A 16,718-nucleotide genomic window follows, 5' to 3' on the forward strand; every position below is an offset into this window, starting at 1 on the left:
GTCGGTGCCGCGCGGTGCCGAGGGGCGCAGGCCCGTACGGGGGACACGAGGAAAGGACTCCGCTCATGAGCCAGCACGCCGCACCTTCTCCCGGCAGGCCGACGCACGGCACCGGCGCACCGCGGACGGCGGACCGGTCCAGCGGTTGGGTGACCGGCGGCGTCGTCTTCGCCGGCGTCCTGCTGGTGCTGAACGGCGCCCTCGCCGTCCTCCAGGGCATCGCGGCCATCGCCGAGGACGACGTGTACGCCCGCGTCGGCAGCTACGTCTACGAGATGAGCCTGACGGGCTGGGGCGTCGTCCACGTGATCCTGGGCGCACTGGTCCTCGTCACCGGGATCGGCCTGCTCAGGGACATGGCCTGGGCGCGCTTCGCGGGTATCTTCCTCGCCTCGCTCAGTCTGATCGCCCAGTTCCTGTTCCTGCCGTACTCGCCCGTCTGGTCCGTGATCATGATGGCGATCGACGTCTTCGTCATCTGGGCGCTCGCCAGCCGCCAGGACCGCGCCGCCTGAGACACCGCCCGCCGCCGGTGACCTCCGGAGCTTTCCGGCCTCCGGGGAGGTCACCGGCGCGCCCGGGGGCCGTGGGTGGCTCCCTCACCGGCGCCGCAGAGCCCGGCCCAAGGCGTGGCAACCACCGGACACGGAGCGTCGCGAACCGTGTCGGTGTTGGGCCGAACGGGTGACTTGGCGTAAGAATTGGCTGGTGCACGCAATGAAGGCGAGTGGATTTCGGGGGAGCCGGTGAACAGCCACGACGTCACCGATGAACAGTGGGAGGGGCTCGCCCAGGTCGTTCCGTTGCGCGGGCGCGACGCCTGGCCGTCCTCGGTCGGGCACCGGGCGCTGCCGGAGGCGGTGACGGAGACCCGCCGCCGGTTCGTCGTCCTGCGGGTCAACGTCTTCGCGGACGCCCGCGAGGTCGCCGAGACCCTGATGGCGGGCATTCCGGTCCTGCTGGACCTGACCAGCGCGGAGGGCGAAGTCGCCAAACGGGTCCTGGACTTCAGCACCGGCGTCGTCTTCGGACTGGCGAGCGGCATGCACCGGGTGGACCGCAACGTGTTCCTGCTGACCCCGGCCGGGACCGAGGTGAACGGCCTGATGGAGAGCGCGGCGGAGGTCCCCGGAGTGTGACGCGCCCGCCCGGTCCTGACGGGCGCGTCCCCCGATCGTAGGAACGCCGTCCGGGCAAAACGGTTCCGCGGTCGGCGGAGTTCTACGGTCCGCTCATGGCAGCCTCACCTGCGGCGACGGCGTCCGTCACCCCGCACCCGGACCGTCCCCGGATCACCGAGCTGCGGCTGTCCGCCTTCGCCGGGCACCGGCGCGCCGTGCTGCCGCTCGGGCCGCTCACCGTGCTCGCCGGCCCCAGCGGCTGCGGCAAGACCACCGCGCTCCGGGCCTACGACGCGCTGGCCCGACTCGGCGGCGGCGCCGAACTCGGCGTCGTGTTCCCCGATCCGGTCGCCTGTGTGCCCGAGCGGGCCCGGCCGGACGCCCAGCGCCGACGCGGCTTCCGCATCGGCTGCACGGCCGACGGTGCGGCCGGTCCGGTCCGTCTGGACGTCGCCGTGCAGGCGGAGCCCGAGCTGCGCATCGTGGGCGAGCGGCTGACGGCCGACGGGATCGTGCTGCTGGAGACGGCCCTGCGCGATCCGGGCCGCCGTGCCGTGCAGGCGGCCTGGCACACCGCCGGGACGGCACCCGTGACCCGCGCCCCGCTGCCGGACGACCGGCTCGGCACCCCTTTGCTGCCGCTCAGGGTGGCCGGCAAGACGGACGGCCAGCGCCGGGTGCTGGCCGCGGCCGAGCAGATGGTGGTCGCCCTGCGCTCCGTCTTCGCCTGCGATCCGCGGCCCGGCCGGATGCGGGAGCCCGTGCCCACCGGGTCCGGCCGCCTGCTCGGCGGCTGTGACAACCTCGCCGACGTGCTGTGGCGCACCCGCGCCGAGTGCGGCCGGCGGCACGCCCAGTTCGTCGCGGCGGTGCGCGTCGGCTGCGCGGGCCCCGTCGCGGACGTCCTGGCCGAGCCGGCCGTCGGCGGTGCGGTCCGCGCCCTGCTCGACCGGGGCGACGGCGTGCGCACCGGCCTCTCCCGCCTCGGCGACGGCGAACTGCGGTACCTCGCCCTCGCGCTGGTGCTGTTCACCGGACCCGGTGTGCTGGAGGTGGACCCGGCCGGCGAGGTGCCCGCCGCCCTGCAGACGCTCACCGTCCTCGCCGACGGCTTCGACCGCGGCCTGGACCCGTGGCAGCGGGCGGAGCTGCTGCGGATCGCCGCCCGGATGTGCGGGCGCGGGCACGTCCGCCTCGTCGCGGCCGTCCCCGACGCCTCCTGGGCGGCCGGGACCGACGGCGTCACGGTGGTAGACCTGGAGCCGTGACCGATCATCCCCAGGACCTCGCGGCCCTGCAGCGCAGACTGGCCGAGTTCGCCGCCGCGCGGCGGTGGCAGCCGTACCACACCCCGAAGAACCTGGCCGCCGCGCTCAGCGTGGAGGCCGCCGAACTCGTCGAGATCTTCCAGTGGCTGACGCCCGAGCAGTCGGCCCGCGTCATGACCGACCCGGACACCGCCCACCGCGTGCGGGACGAGGTCGCCGACGTCCTGGCGTACCTGCTCCAGTTCTGCGAGGTGCTGGACGTCGACCCGCTGTCCGCGCTGGAGGCCAAGATCGAGCGGAACGAACTCAGGTTCCCCGTCCCGGGCGAGCCGGAGGACTGAGCGGACGCAGCGGTGCGGACGGAGCAGCGCGGACGGAGCAGTCAACTCCGTTATCACTCTCCGCAGTCGATCGCGGGACGGAATCCAATTTGTTGTCCGAAGATTTCCGCCTTCCTCTAGCTTTTCGTCCCACACGCCTTCACTCTGGGTAGTGGACAGCGGAGTTCGGGCGGACGCGCCGGGTGCGCGTCGGACACAGACGGGGGCAGCGCATGGACGCTGTGCGGCTCATCGTGACGAGTGGGCGTGCCCTGGCGGCCGGCGGCGAGGTGCCGGACATCCTGACCGAGGTGTGGCAGGTGCAGGCCCTGGCCCAGGCGATCGGCAGTCGGCTGGCGGTCTCCGGACCACCCGAGTTGCGCGGCGAGGCGATCGGGCTGACCGAGCTGGCAGGCCGCGGCTGCGGGGTGCTGACCACCCCGGAGCTGGCGCCGGGCGAGCTGCGCGCCGCCCAGCTGACGGAGCTGGGCGACGCGCGCCAGGCCCTGATGCGCCTGGGGACGCTGCTCGGCGAGACCGGCATCGCCCTCGTCGGCGTCGCCTGCGCCGCTGACGACGAGGCCACGTACTGGCAGTGCATGGAGGCCATCGACGCGGCGGACGAGTCCCGCGACCGGGTTCTGGAGATGCTGCGCAAACTGGCGGCCCGGGACGCGGAGTTACCGGAGCGGGAGGCGGGCTGACACCACGCCCGCCACGCGCACCCGCGTTCCGTTCAGGAGTCCGGCCGCTCCTCGCCGTCCGGTCGTCCCGCACCGCCGGCCGACTGGAGGTCGGCGTCCAGGGCCGACAGATCCGCGTTCAGCGCCGCCATGAGTTCCTCCATCTGCTGGAGCAGCCCCTGCGGCCGGGCACCGGCCCCGCCCTGCTGCGACACGCTCTCTTCGGACACGACGGCCTCCTAGGCCCCAGCCCCCCGCGGGGAGGCCGACACGGTGGACGCGCCGGAGCGCACGGCCCGGCGCGGACGCCGGACGATCCGGCTCCGCCCCGCCAAACGATCACGGTCCGGCCCGGTCACTGGCCCCGCCGCCCGCCGGGACCGCGGTTGACGCGAATTCACCCGCCGGAGGCGGGCCTGCTCCCCGGACGCGGGCCGAGCCGTCGCGGCGCACCCGCACCGAGCAGGCAGGATGGAGACATGGATCTGCGTATCTTCACCGAGCCCCAGCAGGGGGCCACCTACGACACCTTGCTCACCGTCGCCAAGGCCACCGAGGACCTCGGCTTCGACGCCTTCTTCCGGTCGGACCACTATCTGCGCATGGGCTCCGTCGACGGCCTCCCCGGCCCCACCGACGCCTGGATCACCCTGGCCGGCCTCGCCCGCGAGACCCGGCGCATCCGCCTCGGCACCCTCATGACCGCCGGCACCTTCCGGCTGCCCGGCGTCCTCGCCATCCAGGTCGCCCAGGTCGACCAGATGTCCGGCGGTCGCGTCGAGCTGGGCCTGGGCGCCGGCTGGTTCGAGGAGGAGCACAAGGCGTACGGCATCCCCTTCCCGAAGGAGAAGTTCGCCCGCCTGGAAGAGCAGCTCGAGATCGTCACCGGTCTGTGGGCCACCGAGACCGGCAAGACCTTCGACTTCCACGGCAGGTTCTACGACCTCACCGAGTCGCCCGCGCTGCCCAAGCCCGCGCAGGCCAAGGTCCCCGTCCTCATCGGCGGTCACGGCGCCACCCGCACCCCGCGCCTCGCCGCCCGGTACGCCGACGAGTTCAACATCCCCTTCGCCTCCATCGAGGACACCGAGCGCCAGTTCGGCCGGGTGCGGGCCGCCGCCCAGGAGGCCGGACGCCCGGCCGACGCCCTCACCTACTCCAACGCCCTCATCGCCTGCGTCGGCAAGGACGACGCCGAGGTCGCCCGCCGCGCCGCCGTCATCGGCCGCGAGGTCGACGAGCTGAAGGCCAACGGCCTGGCGGGCTCCCCGGCCGAGGTCGTCGACAAGATCGGCCGGTACGCCGCGGTCGGCGCCCAGCGGATCTACCTCCAGATCCTGGACCTCGACGACCTGGACCACCTGGAGCTGATCTCCTCCCAGGTCCAGTCCCAGCTGACCTGATGCCGTCGCGCCGATAACCGAAGGCGCCGGTCACCCGCCCTGTGCGATGGTGTGACCGTCGTCCTGCCGGAGCCCCCGGGGAACACCCCTCCGGGGGCTCCCGCGCGTACGGCACCCGTCACATCCACCCAGCCGGAGAGGCCCTCCGCATGTTCCTGACGCTCACCACCACCGGTACCCCCGACCGCCCCGCGACCGACCTCGGTTTCCTGCTGCACAAGCATCCCGACCGGGCGCAGGCGTTCTCCACCTCCTTCGGCACGGCCCACGTGCTCTACCCGGAGGCGGAGGAACAGCGCTGCACGGCGGCGCTGCTGCTGGAGGTCGACGCGGTGGCGCTGGTCAGGCGCGGCAAGGGCAAGGGACGCGGTGGCGCCCCCGACGCGGCCCTCGCGCAGTACGTCAACGACCGCCCCTACGCGGCCTCCTCGCTCCTGGCCGTGGCCCTGAGCAACGTCTTCTCCAGCGCCCTGCGCGGCGTGTGCAAGGCCCGCCCCGAGCGCGCGGCCGAGCCGCTGCCGCTGCGCGTGGAGATCCCGGCGCTGCCCGCCCGCGGCGGCCCCGACCTCGTACGGCGCCTGTTCGAGCCGCTCGGCTGGGCGGTCACCGTGGAGCCCGTACCGCTGGACACCGAGTTCCCCGAGTGGGGCGACTCCCGCTATGTCCGCCTCGAACTGGAGTCCACGGCCCGCACCCTCGCCGAGGCCCTGCGCCACCTGTACGTCCTGCTCCCCGTGCTCGACGACGCCAAGCACTACTGGGTCGCCCCGGACGAGGTCGACAAGCTGCTGCGGGCCGGCGAGGGCTGGCTTCCCGGCCACCCGGAGCAGAAGCTCATCACCAGCCGCTACCTGTCCCGCCGCTGGTCGCTGACCCGCGAGGCGATGGACCGGCTGGAGCTGATCCGGCTCGCCGAGACCGACGACAGCGACGTCGAGGAGATCGACAACGCCGTCGAGGCCGAGGCGGAGCAGGAGGAGCGGCCGACCCCGCTCGCCGTGCGGCGACGCGAGGCGATCCTCACCGCGCTGCGGGACAACGCCGCCGCCCGCGTCCTGGACCTGGGCTGCGGCGAGGGCCACCTCGTGCGCGAACTGCTCAAGGAGCCGCGCTTCACCGAGATCGTCGGCGTGGACGTGTCGGTGCGCGCGCTCACCATCGCCTCCCGGCGGCTCAAGCTGGACCGCATGGGCGAGCGGCAGGCCGCCCGCGTCCAGCTCCTCCAGGGCTCGCTCGCCTACACCGACAAGCGCCTCAAGGGCTACGACGCCGCCGTGCTCAGCGAGGTGATCGAGCACCTCGACCTGCCGAGGCTGCCCGCCCTGGAGTACGCCGTCTTCGGCTCGGCCCGTCCCCGCACCGTCGTCGTCACCACGCCGAACGTGGAGTACAACGTGCGCTGGGAGACCCTCCCGGCCGGACACGTCCGCCACCGCGACCACCGCTTCGAGTGGACCCGCGAGGAGTTCCGCACCTGGGCGGGCGCGGTCGCCGAATGCCACGGGTACGCCGTCGGGTTCCGCCCCGTCGGCCCCGACGACCCCGAGGTGGGCCCGCCCACCCAGATGGCCGTGTTCACCCTGGCCACGCCCACCACCCCGACCTCGACCACCACCGCGACCACGACCGCGTCCGCGACCGAGAAGGAGGCGAAGGCCGCATGACCACCACCGACACCACCGGCACTCCCGGGCGGGGCCGCGCCCTGCCGGTCACCGACCTCTCCCTCGTCGTGCTGATCGGCGCGTCCGGCTCCGGCAAGTCCACCTTCGCCCGGCGCCACTTCAAGCCCACCGAGGTCATCTCCTCCGACTTCTGCCGGGGCCTGGTCGCCGACGACGAGAACGACCAGAGCGCCAGTCGGGACGCCTTCGACGTCCTGCACTACATCGCCGGCAAGCGGCTCGCCGCCGGCCGCCGCACCGTCGTCGACGCGACCAACGTGCAGCAGGACGCCCGCCGTCAGCTCATCGACCTGGCCAGGAAGCACGACGTGCTCCCCATCGCCGTCGTCCTCGACGTCCCCGAGCAGGTGTGCGCCGAGCGCAACGCCGGCCGCACCGACCGCGCCGACATGCCCCGCCGGGTCATCCAGCGCCACACCCGCGAACTGCGCCGTTCCCTGCGGCACCTGGAGCGCGAGGGCTTCCGCAAGGTGCACGTGCTGCGCGGAACCGAGGAGGTCGAGCACGCCACCGTCGTCACCGAGAAGCGCTTCAACGACCTCACCCACCTCACCGGCCCCTTCGACATCATCGGTGACATCCACGGCTGTGCGTCCGAGCTGGAGACCCTGCTCGGCAAGCTCGGCTACACCGACGGCGTCCACCCCGACGGCCGCACCGCCGTCTTCGTCGGCGACCTGGTCGACCGCGGCCCCGACAGCCCGGGCGTGCTGCGCCGTGTGATGTCCATGGTCAAGTCGGGCAACGCCCTGTGCGTCCCCGGCAACCACGAGAACAAGTACGGCCGCTTCCTGAAGGGCCGCAAGGTCCAGCACACCCACGGACTCGCCGAGACGATCGCGCAGATGGAGGGCGAGAGCGAGGAGTTCCGCGCCGAGGTGCGGGAGTTCATCGACGGCCTGGTCAGCCACTACGTCCTCGACGGCGGCAGGCTGGTGGTCTGCCACGCCGGCCTGCCGGAGAGGTACCACGGCCGCACCTCCGGCCGGGTCCGCTCCCACGCCCTGTACGGCGACACCACCGGCGAGACCGACGAGTTCGGGCTGCCGGTGCGCTACCCGTGGGCCGAGGACTACCGGGGCCGCGCGGCCGTCGTCTACGGCCACACCCCGGTCCCCGAGGCCACCTGGCTCAACAACACCCTCTGCCTGGACACCGGCGCCGTGTTCGGCGGCAAGCTCACCGCGCTGCGCTGGCCGGAGCGTGAGCTGGTCGACGTACCGGCGGAGCGGGTCTGGTACGAGCCGGCCAAGCCGCTGCTCACCGAGGCCCCCGGCGGGCACGACGGACGCCCGCTCGACCTGGCCGATGTGCACGGCCGCCGGGTGGTGGAGACCCGGTACGCCGGACGGATCACCGTGCGCGAGGAGAACGCGGCGGCGGCCCTGGAGGTCATGAGCCGCTTCGCGACCGACCCCCGGCTGCTGCCGTACCTCCCGCCGACCATGGCACCGACCGCCACCTCCGGGGTGGACGGCTACCTGGAGCACCCGAAGGAGGCCTTCGCGCAGTACGCGGCCGACGGTGTCGCGCGCGTCGTGTGCGAGGAGAAGCACATGGGCTCGCGGGCCGTGGTCCTGGTCTGCCGCGACGCGGAGGCGGCCCGCGTCCGCTTCGGCGTCGACGGGGGCCCCACGGGGTCGGTCTGCACCCGTACCGGCCGCCCGTTCCTCGACGACGCGTCGCTCACCGAGGAGATCCTGGACCGGCTGCGCACCGCCGCCGGCGAGGCGGGTCTCTGGGAGGAACTGGCCACCGACTGGCTGCTGCTGGACGCCGAGCTGATGCCGTGGTCGCTCAAGGCCGCCGGCCTGCTGCGCTCCCAGTACGCGGCCGTGGGCGCCGCCTCCGGCGCGGTGTTCCCGGGTGCGCTGGCCGCGCTCGAGGGCGCCGCGGCCCGCGGCGTCGAGGTCGGCGACCTCCTCGACCGCCAGCGCGGCCGGGCCGCCGACGCCGCCGCCTTCACCGACGCCTACCGTCGCTACTGCTGGCCCACCGACGGCCTGGACGGCGTGCGCCTGGCGCCCTTCCAGATCCTGGCCGTCCAGGGCCGCAGCCTCGCCGACCTGCCGCACGACGAGCAGCTGGCCCTCGTCGACCGGCTCGTCGAGCACGACGGGAGCGGCCTCCTGCGGACCACCCGCCGCCTGTACGTCGACACCGGCGACCCCGAGTCGGTGGCGGCGGGCGTCGACTGGTGGCTGGAGATGACCGGACGCGGCGGCGAGGGCATGGTGGTCAAGCCGCTCGGGGCCCTGGTCCGGGACCCCAAGGGCCGCCTGGTCCAGCCCGGCATCAAGTGCCGGGGCCGCGAGTACCTGCGGATCATCTACGGCCCCGAGTACACGCGTCCCGAGAACCTCGCCCGGCTGCGGCAGCGGTTCCTCGGCCACAAGCGGTCCCTGGCGATCCGCGAGTACGCCCTCGGTCTGGAGGCGCTGGCCCGGCTGGCGGACGGCGAGCCGCTGTGGCGGGTGCACGAGGCGGTGTTCGGCGTGCTGGCACTGGAGTCCGAGCCGGTGGACCCGCGCCTCTAGGCCCTGTCGTCCCACTCCCGTCTGCCTCGCGACGCCATGCACGCACTCTCGCCGCGCGGGGCCCTGACCCGAGTACATCCAGTACGAGGATCAGGGCCCCGCGCGCCGAGAGCACGCACCTGACGCCGCGAGGCCCGCCCTCCGGGCGGACGACGGGAGTGTGACGACAGGACCTGGCGCACGTTTTCGGCCGAGTTTCCCCTCCGGGGGAGGCTCGGCCGGACGTCGCCTCCCGAGACCCCACGCGTCCCTGGTGAACCGTCAGTTCCCGTGCTAACTTCGCAGGTCGGTCAGGCATGACAACCGACTCATGGGGGACAGTCGGTGGAGACAGGCGCGGGACCCGGCGGAGCCGAAGGCGGCGCCCGCCATGCGCGCGGTACGGCCCTCCTGCTGGATCTCACCAACGCGCTGTGCGCCCTCGGCTGTACCGAGGACCCGCAGAGCCGCCTGCTGTTCGCCGGTCTGCTCGGGGACCTGCTGGGCGGCCGCACCGTCGACCTGCGCGGAATCCGGCAGCGTGAGGACGTGGTCGCGCTGATCCGCGCCGCCCTGAACACGGCGGGCGGGGAGCACCATCTCGTCGAGGCGGTGCGCATCTTCGAGGGGGACGCCGCGGGGGACGAGCTGTCCCGGCTGATCGCCCCCGGCCCGGCCGCCGCGCCCGCGGCCCCGCCCGGCCCGCTCGACGCCGACGACGAGCGGGGCGCCCGCGCCGTCCTCGCCGACGGTCCCCTGCCCGCGGACCGGCTGCGCGACGACCTCGCCGAGGAGCTGAACGGCCTGGACCTGCCCACCGGCCTCCAGCCCGACCAGCTCTTCCTCCACGTCCTGGCGTGGAACGTCCAGCCGGACGGCCTGCCGCCCGCCGTCCTCCTCCTCGACCGTGCCGCCCCGCTCGCCGCCGGCCACCGCCACCGCGCCGCGCTGACCGAATGGGCCGACGCCTGGGCGCAACGGGCGGGCCTCGCCCAGGAGCTGAAACGGCGGCGCGAGGCGCGCGTCGGGGTGACACGGGACCCGGACATCCCCCGCTGCCTGATCGTCGCCGTGGAGCCGGCCCGGGACGGCACCGACGACGTCGTGGTGCGGCCCTGGCTCAACACCGTGCCCGGACACTGGGACCCCCAGCCCGGCGCGCCGGCCGTGACCACCCTGGACGGGCTCGGGCCGGCGGTGGACGACGCGCTGCGGCAGGGCGCCCGGCTGTGGGGCGGGCCGCAGGAGCCGGGGGCGGGTGGACAGGGCCGGCCGTCGGCGTACGTGGAGTTCGTCCTTCCGTACGACCTCCTCAACCACGACGTGGCGAGTCTGACGTACCGGATCGGCGACGGACGTCCGTTGCCGCTCGGTCTGAAGTACGGCGTGCACCTACGGAGTCTGGAGCGGATGCGCACCGACGACGCGCTGGTGCGGCACCAGTGGCAGGAGCGCTGGCACGCGCTGCGGCAGCACGGGGTCAGCGTGCACGGCTGGGCGGGTCCGGACGCGCGGCGGCTCGACGCGTGGCAGGCCACGCTCGCGGGGGACACCCGGCACACGGCCGTGGTGCTGGACGCCCCGGCCGGGGTCTCCGCCATGGAGGCGCTGAAGGCCGCGATAGCGGAGGGCATCGGGCTCGCGGTGTGGGACCGCCGGGGGGCCTTCCCGGAGGAGCGGCGCGAGGTGGTGACGGCCGTCTTCGCCTCGGTGCCGACACCCGGGCAGATCCCGGTCGCCATCCACCGGCTGCGTCGGAACGCGGAACTGAATCAGCGGGGTCCGGGCAGACTCCTGGGGCGGCACATCGGGTTCTTCTGGGACGATCCCACCCGGATCGTCGACATGCACACCATCGACCCCGGCGATCTCGCCGACGAGGAGGCACCGGCATGAGCACGCAGGAGCAGACGTCCCCGAACGGCTGGCGCGTGTTCCACGGCACCGGCCGTCCGCCGGTCGTCGCGCCCCCGCTGCCCCAGGCGCCGCCCTGGCGGCGGTTCCTCGGCGCGCCCGCCCAGCCCGCCCCGCCGGACGAGCCGGAGGCGGCCGTGCGCAGGCTGGGCCCCGGCGAGGTCACCCCGCAGCTCGGCCCCGAGGAGATCGACACGGTCAACGCCGCCCTGCTGCTGCGCCGACCGCTGCTGATCACCGGCCCGCCCGGGATCGGCAAGTCCACGCTGGCCTACGTGATCTCCCGGGAACTGGGCCTCGGCCGGGTCCTGGAGTGGAACATCGTCAGCCGGAGCACGCTGCGGGACGGGCTGTACGTCCACGACGCGATGGGCCGCGCCCAGGCCATCGCCGCCTGGCAGGCCGGACTGCGCGGCGCGGCGCCCGGCGGGCCGGACGGGACCGGGCCGGCCGCGGCGGACCCGGCGGGGGAGCCGGTCGAGGAGGGCGCGAGCGCCGGACCGGACGGCGTCGATCCGGCGGTCGTACCATCGGATCGTCAACTCCCGCCGGTCCTGGGGGACTTCATCACCCTCGGGCCCCTGGGCACCGCCCTGCTGCCCTACGATCGTCCCCGGGTCCTCCTTGTCGACGAACTCGACAAGAGCGACATCGACCTGCCGAACGACCTGCTGCACGTCCTGGAGAACGGAAGTTATGAGGTCCCGGAACTGGTGCGCGACGCCGCGGCCACCGCGCGCGTGCACACCAGCGACCCCGCCGGCCAGGCGCTGGTGCGGGACGGGCGCGTCGAGTGCCGGGAGTTCCCGGTCGTGGTGATCACCAGCAACGGAGAGCGCGAGTTCCCGGCCGCTTTCCGCCGCCGCTGCCTGCCCCTCGAACTGCGCACTCCCGACCGCGAGCAACTGCTCGCCCTGGTCGAGGGCCACCTCGGGATGCGGCCCGAGGGCACCGAGGCCCTGGTGGACGAGTTCGTCGGCCGTATCCGCTCCGGCGGCACCCACTCGCTGGACCAGTTGCTCAATGCTGTCCAGATGACTACCGCGGGTGGTTTCCAGGCGGCCGGTGCCGGGCGTAAGCTCGTGGAAATGCTGCTCCGCGACCTCGCGAAGGGCCGCTGAATGACCGGCTTTCCCAGGGAGCGCGCATCCGGACCCGGCGACGGCCGTCCCGTCTCGGGGACGTCGCCTCCGTCGGCGTCCCCCGAGTCCGTCGAAGGCGCGCGTGGGCACGGAGCGGAGCCCGCCGCTGCCCCGGCCCGGCGCGCACCCGCCCGCGACCAGCCGCACCCCGACGGGCCGGAGCCCTCCGACGCCCACTGGCGCGAGGTCGCCGAAGCGGTGTGGCTCGCCGCGTACTGGCACCGGCACGGCGGCCCGGACACCGGCCGCCCGCATCCCGAAGCCGCGCCGGACCCCGCCTCCCCGCCCCCGCGGCCCGCCCCGGCGGGCGGGGACCCGTCCACGACCGGCGCCCCGGACGTGCGCCTGCCGGACCCGGTCACGGCCGAGGGCGGCGCGGCCGACCCCCGCCCCGACCGCCGGCCGGCCGTCCCCGGCACCGGTGACCCGGCCGTCCCCGCCGCCGAGGAGCCCACCGCGCCGGCACCGCACCCCGACCCCGCCGACCGCCCCGCGTCCACCGGCCCGCCGGACGGCGGGCCCACCGAACACGGCACCCCCCGCCGGTTGTTACCCGACACGGCGGGCACCTTCACGCTGCACCTCGGGCGTCCTCTGCTGCCCTCCGAGGAACGGCCGCAGCCCGCTCCCGGCCGCGCCACCGCGCTGCTCGCCCGCGCCCTGAACCGGCTGGCCCGGCACATCCCCTCCCGCCACACCCTGGAGCTCGACGAGGAGGCCACCGCTGAGCAGGGCGTCTCCGACGGCCTCTGGCTGCCCTTCCTGCGCCCGGCGCGGGCCACCGCCTTCGACCTCGTCCTGCTCGTCGACGACGCCCCGACCATGCGGATCTGGCAGGAGACCTGCGCCCGCCTCGTCGAGGCCGCCGAACACTGCGGCGCCTTCCGCGGTGTCCGCGCCGTCCGCGTGCACGTGCCGCGCACCGGTACCGCCACCCTGCGCCGCCCCGGCGACCGTGCCCCCGCCGACCCCTCCGAACTCCTCGGCGGCGGGGGCGGCCGGGTCTTCCTGGTCGTCACCGACGGACTCGCCCACGGCTGGGCCGCCCCGGCCGCCGACGACCTGCTCGGGCGCCTCGGCCACGCCGGGCCCACCGCCCTCGTCCACCTGCTCCCGCCCCACCTGCGGCACCGCACCTCCCTCTACCCGTACCAGGCGGTCCTGGAGGCCGGCGGGTTCGGCGCCGCCAACGACGGCCTCGGCCACTGGGCGCCGCCCGGCGGCCTCGACCCGCTGCGCCCGCTGCCCGAGGCGGACGACGGTTCCCTGCCGGTGCCCGTCCTCTCCCTCAAGGCCGGCTCGCTCGGCACCTGGGCCGACCTCGTCACCGGCGAGCGGGGCGTACGCCGGTCCCTGCCCGTGGTGGTCGCCGGCACCCTCGCCAAGGGCGCGCCCGCGCCGGGGTTGCGCGCCCCCCGGCTGCCGCGCGCCGCCGGCGCCGCCGTACGCCGCTTCTTCACCCTCGCCACGCCCGCCGCACGCCGGCTCGCCACCCAACTCGCCGCCGTCCCGTTCGACTTCGACCTCGTGGAACAGCTGCGGCGCCGCACCATGCCGGAGACCGGCCCGGACCACCTCGCCGAGATCCTCATGGGCGGTCTGATCGACTGGGACAGCGGCGGCGAGGGCCGCCCCGAGTTCGCCGAAGGGGTGCGCGAGGCACTCCTCGCCACCACCACCCGCAGCCAACTCGCCCGCACCGTCAGCATGGTGGGCGAGCTGTCGGCTGCCGGGAGCCGCGGCGTCGCCCTGCGTGCCGCGCTGCACGACCCGGCCGGAGCCGCCCTGCCCGACCCCGCCGAACGGGGCTGGGCGCGCAGCGAGCTGGCCGTGATGCGCGCCCTCTCGGGGCCCTACTCCGAGCGGGCCAGGCGCATCGAACCCCAACTCTCCGGACGCCCGCCGTCCGGTGCGGCCGAACGGGTGGGCGCCGGTTTGCCCCCGGGTACACCCACTGAGGTGAACCCTGCGGGCGGCGGGGGATCATCCGGCGGCCGAGAAGGCAGTGATCCAGCGTCGAACCGTCCCGACGAACCTGGAGACCACGTGCCGCCCCTGGTAACCGACGCCACCCCATCCGAAGCCCCGGAGGCTGAGCAGCTCATGCAGAGCACCACGACCGCGACGCCCGCCCTGCTGGTGAACGTGCCCCTGCGCAACACCTCGTTCGTCGGCCGGCAGGGACTGCTGAGGGCCGTGGAGGAGCAACTGGGTGCCCAGGACACGGCCGCGGTCCTCCCGCACGCGCTGCACGGGCTGGGCGGCGTCGGCAAGTCCCAGCTCGCCCTGGAGTACATCTACACCCACCAGCACGACTACAAGGTGATCTGCTGGATCCCCGCCGAACGCGAGAGCCTGATCCTGGCCGCGCTCGGCAACCTCGCCGCCCAGCTGGGCGTCACCCCCGCCGGCCAGGACCGGGTGGGCGCGCCGACCGCCAACACCGCGGTGCCCGCCGTGCTGGAGGCACTGCGCAACGGCACCCCGTTCAACGACTGGCTGCTCGTCTTCGACAACGCGGAGGACGTCGAGGCGGTACGCCAGTACTTCCCGACCAACGGTCCGGGCAAGGTCATCGTCACCTCCCGGAACCGGGCCTGGGAACGCGTGGCCACCCCGCTGCCGGTCAACGTCTTCGACCGCGCCGAGTCCATCGAACTGCTCCAGAAGCGCTCGCCCGACCTGAGCACCGAGGACGCCGACCGGCTCGCCGAGGCCCTCGGCGACCTGCCGCTCGCCGTCGAGCAGGCCGGTGCCTGGCGCGCGGTCACCGGGATGCTCGTCGACGAGTACCTGGACCTGCTGGCCCAGCGCAGCCCCGAGATCCTGGAACTCGACCCGGCACCGGACTACCCGGTCTCCGTCGCCGCCGCCTGGGACCTGTCGCTGGAGCGCATCCAGCAGAACAACCCCGGAGCCCGCCAACTCCTCGACATCTGCGCCAGCATGGCCCCCGAGCCCATCCCGCGCTCCATCCTCCGCGGCAGCCGGGGCGTCAGCATCACGCCCGAGGTCGACCCGCTGCTGCGCCAGTCGATCCGGCTGAACCGCGCCGTGCGCGACCTCAGCCAGTTCTCCCTCATCAAGGTCGACCCGCGCGCCGACACCCTCCAGATGCACCGCCTGCTGCAGACCGTGCTCCTGGCCAAGCTGGGCGAGGAGGAACGCGAGCGGATGCGCGGCGCCGCCCACCAGCTGCTCTCGGCGGCCAAGCCGGGGCCGTACGGCTCCTCCATCGAATGGCCCGCCTACCAGGCGCTGCTGCCCCACGTCCTCGCCTCGCAGGCCGTGACCAGCTCCGACACCTGGGTGCGCGACCTGGTCGCCGACACCGTCTGGTTCCTCTACTACTGGGGGGACCACGAGGGCGCCGCCGACTTCGCGCGGGAGGCGTGGAACCGGTGGCTCGCCGCCTCCGGCGAGGAGGACATCCACGTCGTCCGCATGACCAAGAGCTTCTCCTTCCTGCTGCGGCAGACCGGGCAGGTGCCCGAGTCCATCCCGCTGATCGAGAAGGCGCTGGAGACTTCGCGCAGACTGGAGGTCGAGCCCGAGGAACTGATCGACTCCCTGTGCGAGATGGCCGACGCCCGGCGCTACCAGGGCCGGATGGAGGAGGCCCGCAGCGTGAGCCGGGAGGCCACCGAACTGGCCCGCTCCCTGTTCGGCTCCGACGACCCCGCCACCTTGCGGGCGACGCACTCGTGGGGCGTCGACCTCCGCCTGGTGGGGGAGTTCCGCGAGGCGCTGCGGCTCGACCAGGAGAACGCGCGGCTGCGCGACCTGCTGTTCGGCCCCTCCAGCTTCTTCACGCTGAACACCCTCAACGGCCTGGCCATCGACATGCGCGAGAGCGGTGACTACCCGGGCGCCCGCGAGTTCCAGGAGGACGTGTACCGCCGGGCGCGCACCGCCTTCGGCGACGAGCACCCGCTCACCCTGCGCATCGCCCGCAACCTGGCCGTCTGCCGGCGCCGCGACGGCGCCCTCGCCGAGGCGGCCAAGCTCACCGAGGAGACGCTGCGGCGCTTCGTCAACCGCTACGGGAACGACCACTCGGACTCGCTGGCGACGGCGGCCAACCTCTCCGTCGACCGGCGGCTGGCCGGCGATCTGGACAGCTCGCGGCAGCTCGCCGAGGACACCGTGCGGCGCTACGAGCAGCGGCTCGGCGCCGACCACCTCTACACCCTGCTCACCCGCGCCAACCTGGCCGCCACGCTGCGGGCGGTGGGCGCGCTGGACACGGCGCAGGAGGAAGAGGACGACGCGGCCCGCCGGCTGACCGAGACGCTGGGGGAGCGGCACATCACCACCCTGACCACGGCCATCGGCCAGGCCAGCACGGCAGCCGCCCGGATGGACTTCGACCGGGCCCGCGAGATCGACGAGGCCAACCTGCCGCTGCTCGCGGAGGTGGCCGGTGAGGACCACCCGCTCACCCTCTCCTGCACCGCCAACCTCGCCCTCGACCTGCGGGGCCTGGGCCGCGGGGCGGAGGCGGACGAACTGGAGCGCCGGGCCGTCGAGGGCTTCACCGACAAGGTCCGCGCCGACCACCCCTGGCTCGTCGCGGCACGCCGTCGCCGCCGCATCGAGTGCGACATGGCGCCCATGCCGCTGTAATCGCCGGCGGCCGGGCGGGACCGCCCCTCCTTCGGGGCGC

Annotated in this window: 12 protein-coding genes; 11 read left to right on the top strand and 1 reads right to left on the bottom strand. The window is 74.2% G+C overall.

Features of this window, described 5'->3' with window-relative positions; all coding sequences use genetic code 11:
• The first annotated feature begins 65 nt into the window (after window positions 1-65).
• From ACFZP7_RS26240 to ACFZP7_RS26260, 5 genes are all read left to right on the top strand, one after another.
• The gene (locus ACFZP7_RS26240; RefSeq protein ID WP_031015536.1) at window positions 66-515 is read left to right on the top strand and encodes a hypothetical protein; all 450 of its coding nucleotides are present in this window, start codon (window positions 66-68) and stop codon (window positions 513-515) included.
• A gap of 231 nt (window positions 516-746) precedes the next feature.
• Window positions 747-1,139: a cell division protein SepF gene (locus tag ACFZP7_RS26245; RefSeq protein ID WP_019325890.1), complete on the top strand. Its 393-nt coding sequence runs from the start codon at window positions 747-749 to the stop codon at window positions 1,137-1,139.
• A 95-nt stretch (window positions 1,140-1,234) separates the two neighbouring features.
• Window positions 1,235-2,389, top strand: coding sequence for an AAA family ATPase (locus tag ACFZP7_RS26250; protein ID WP_019325891.1), 1,155 nt, complete (start codon window positions 1,235-1,237; stop codon window positions 2,387-2,389).
• The gene (locus tag ACFZP7_RS26255) at window positions 2,386-2,730 is read left to right on the top strand and encodes a nucleotide pyrophosphohydrolase (protein WP_385636092.1); all 345 of its coding nucleotides are present in this window, start codon (window positions 2,386-2,388) and stop codon (window positions 2,728-2,730) included. The genes ACFZP7_RS26250 and ACFZP7_RS26255 overlap by 4 nt, the downstream gene beginning before the upstream one ends.
• Window positions 2,731-2,942: 212 nt before the next feature.
• On the top strand, window positions 2,943-3,413 hold the full coding sequence (locus tag ACFZP7_RS26260; protein ID WP_030969106.1) for a DUF6099 family protein: 471 nt from the start codon (window positions 2,943-2,945) through the stop codon (window positions 3,411-3,413).
• 32 nt (window positions 3,414-3,445) lie between these two features.
• Here ACFZP7_RS26260 and ACFZP7_RS26265 read toward each other — a convergent pair whose 3' ends face one another.
• Window positions 3,446-3,622 (bottom strand): hypothetical protein, encoded by a 177-nt coding sequence (locus ACFZP7_RS26265; protein ID WP_168723745.1) that lies wholly within the window; start codon window positions 3,620-3,622, stop codon window positions 3,446-3,448.
• A 249-nt stretch (window positions 3,623-3,871) separates the two neighbouring features.
• On the opposite strand from ACFZP7_RS26265, the gene ACFZP7_RS26270 reads away from it, so the two are divergent.
• From ACFZP7_RS26270 to fxsT, 6 genes are all read left to right on the top strand, one after another.
• Window positions 3,872-4,795, top strand: a complete 924-nt coding sequence (locus ACFZP7_RS26270) for an LLM class F420-dependent oxidoreductase (protein ID WP_019325895.1) — start codon at window positions 3,872-3,874, stop codon at window positions 4,793-4,795.
• A gap of 149 nt (window positions 4,796-4,944) precedes the next feature.
• Window positions 4,945-6,459 carry a 3' terminal RNA ribose 2'-O-methyltransferase Hen1 gene (locus ACFZP7_RS26275; RefSeq protein WP_385636095.1) on the top strand — a complete coding sequence of 505 codons (1,515 nt, stop codon included), beginning with the start codon at window positions 4,945-4,947 and terminating at the stop codon, window positions 6,457-6,459.
• Window positions 6,456-9,017, top strand: a complete 2,562-nt coding sequence (locus ACFZP7_RS26280; protein ID WP_385636098.1) for a polynucleotide kinase-phosphatase — start codon at window positions 6,456-6,458, stop codon at window positions 9,015-9,017. The genes ACFZP7_RS26275 and ACFZP7_RS26280 overlap by 4 nt, the downstream gene beginning before the upstream one ends.
• 324 nt (window positions 9,018-9,341) lie before the next feature.
• Window positions 9,342-10,892: an effector-associated domain 2-containing protein gene (locus ACFZP7_RS26285; RefSeq protein WP_385636101.1), complete on the top strand. Its 1,551-nt coding sequence runs from the start codon at window positions 9,342-9,344 to the stop codon at window positions 10,890-10,892.
• Entirely contained in the window at window positions 10,889-12,031 is a 1,143-nt protein-coding gene (locus ACFZP7_RS26290; RefSeq protein ID WP_385636104.1) for a MoxR family ATPase, read from the top strand. The genes ACFZP7_RS26285 and ACFZP7_RS26290 overlap by 4 nt, the downstream gene beginning before the upstream one ends.
• Window positions 12,032-16,678 (top strand): FxSxx-COOH system tetratricopeptide repeat protein, encoded by a 4,647-nt coding sequence (fxsT, locus tag ACFZP7_RS26295; protein WP_385636105.1) that lies wholly within the window; start codon window positions 12,032-12,034, stop codon window positions 16,676-16,678. It abuts the gene before it with no gap.
• The last annotated feature ends 40 nt before the right edge of the window (window positions 16,679-16,718 follow it).

It is taken from the genome of Streptomyces sp. SudanB5_2050 (assembly GCF_964272335.1).
Lineage (GTDB): Bacteria > Actinomycetota > Actinomycetes > Streptomycetales > Streptomycetaceae > Streptomyces > Streptomyces rochei.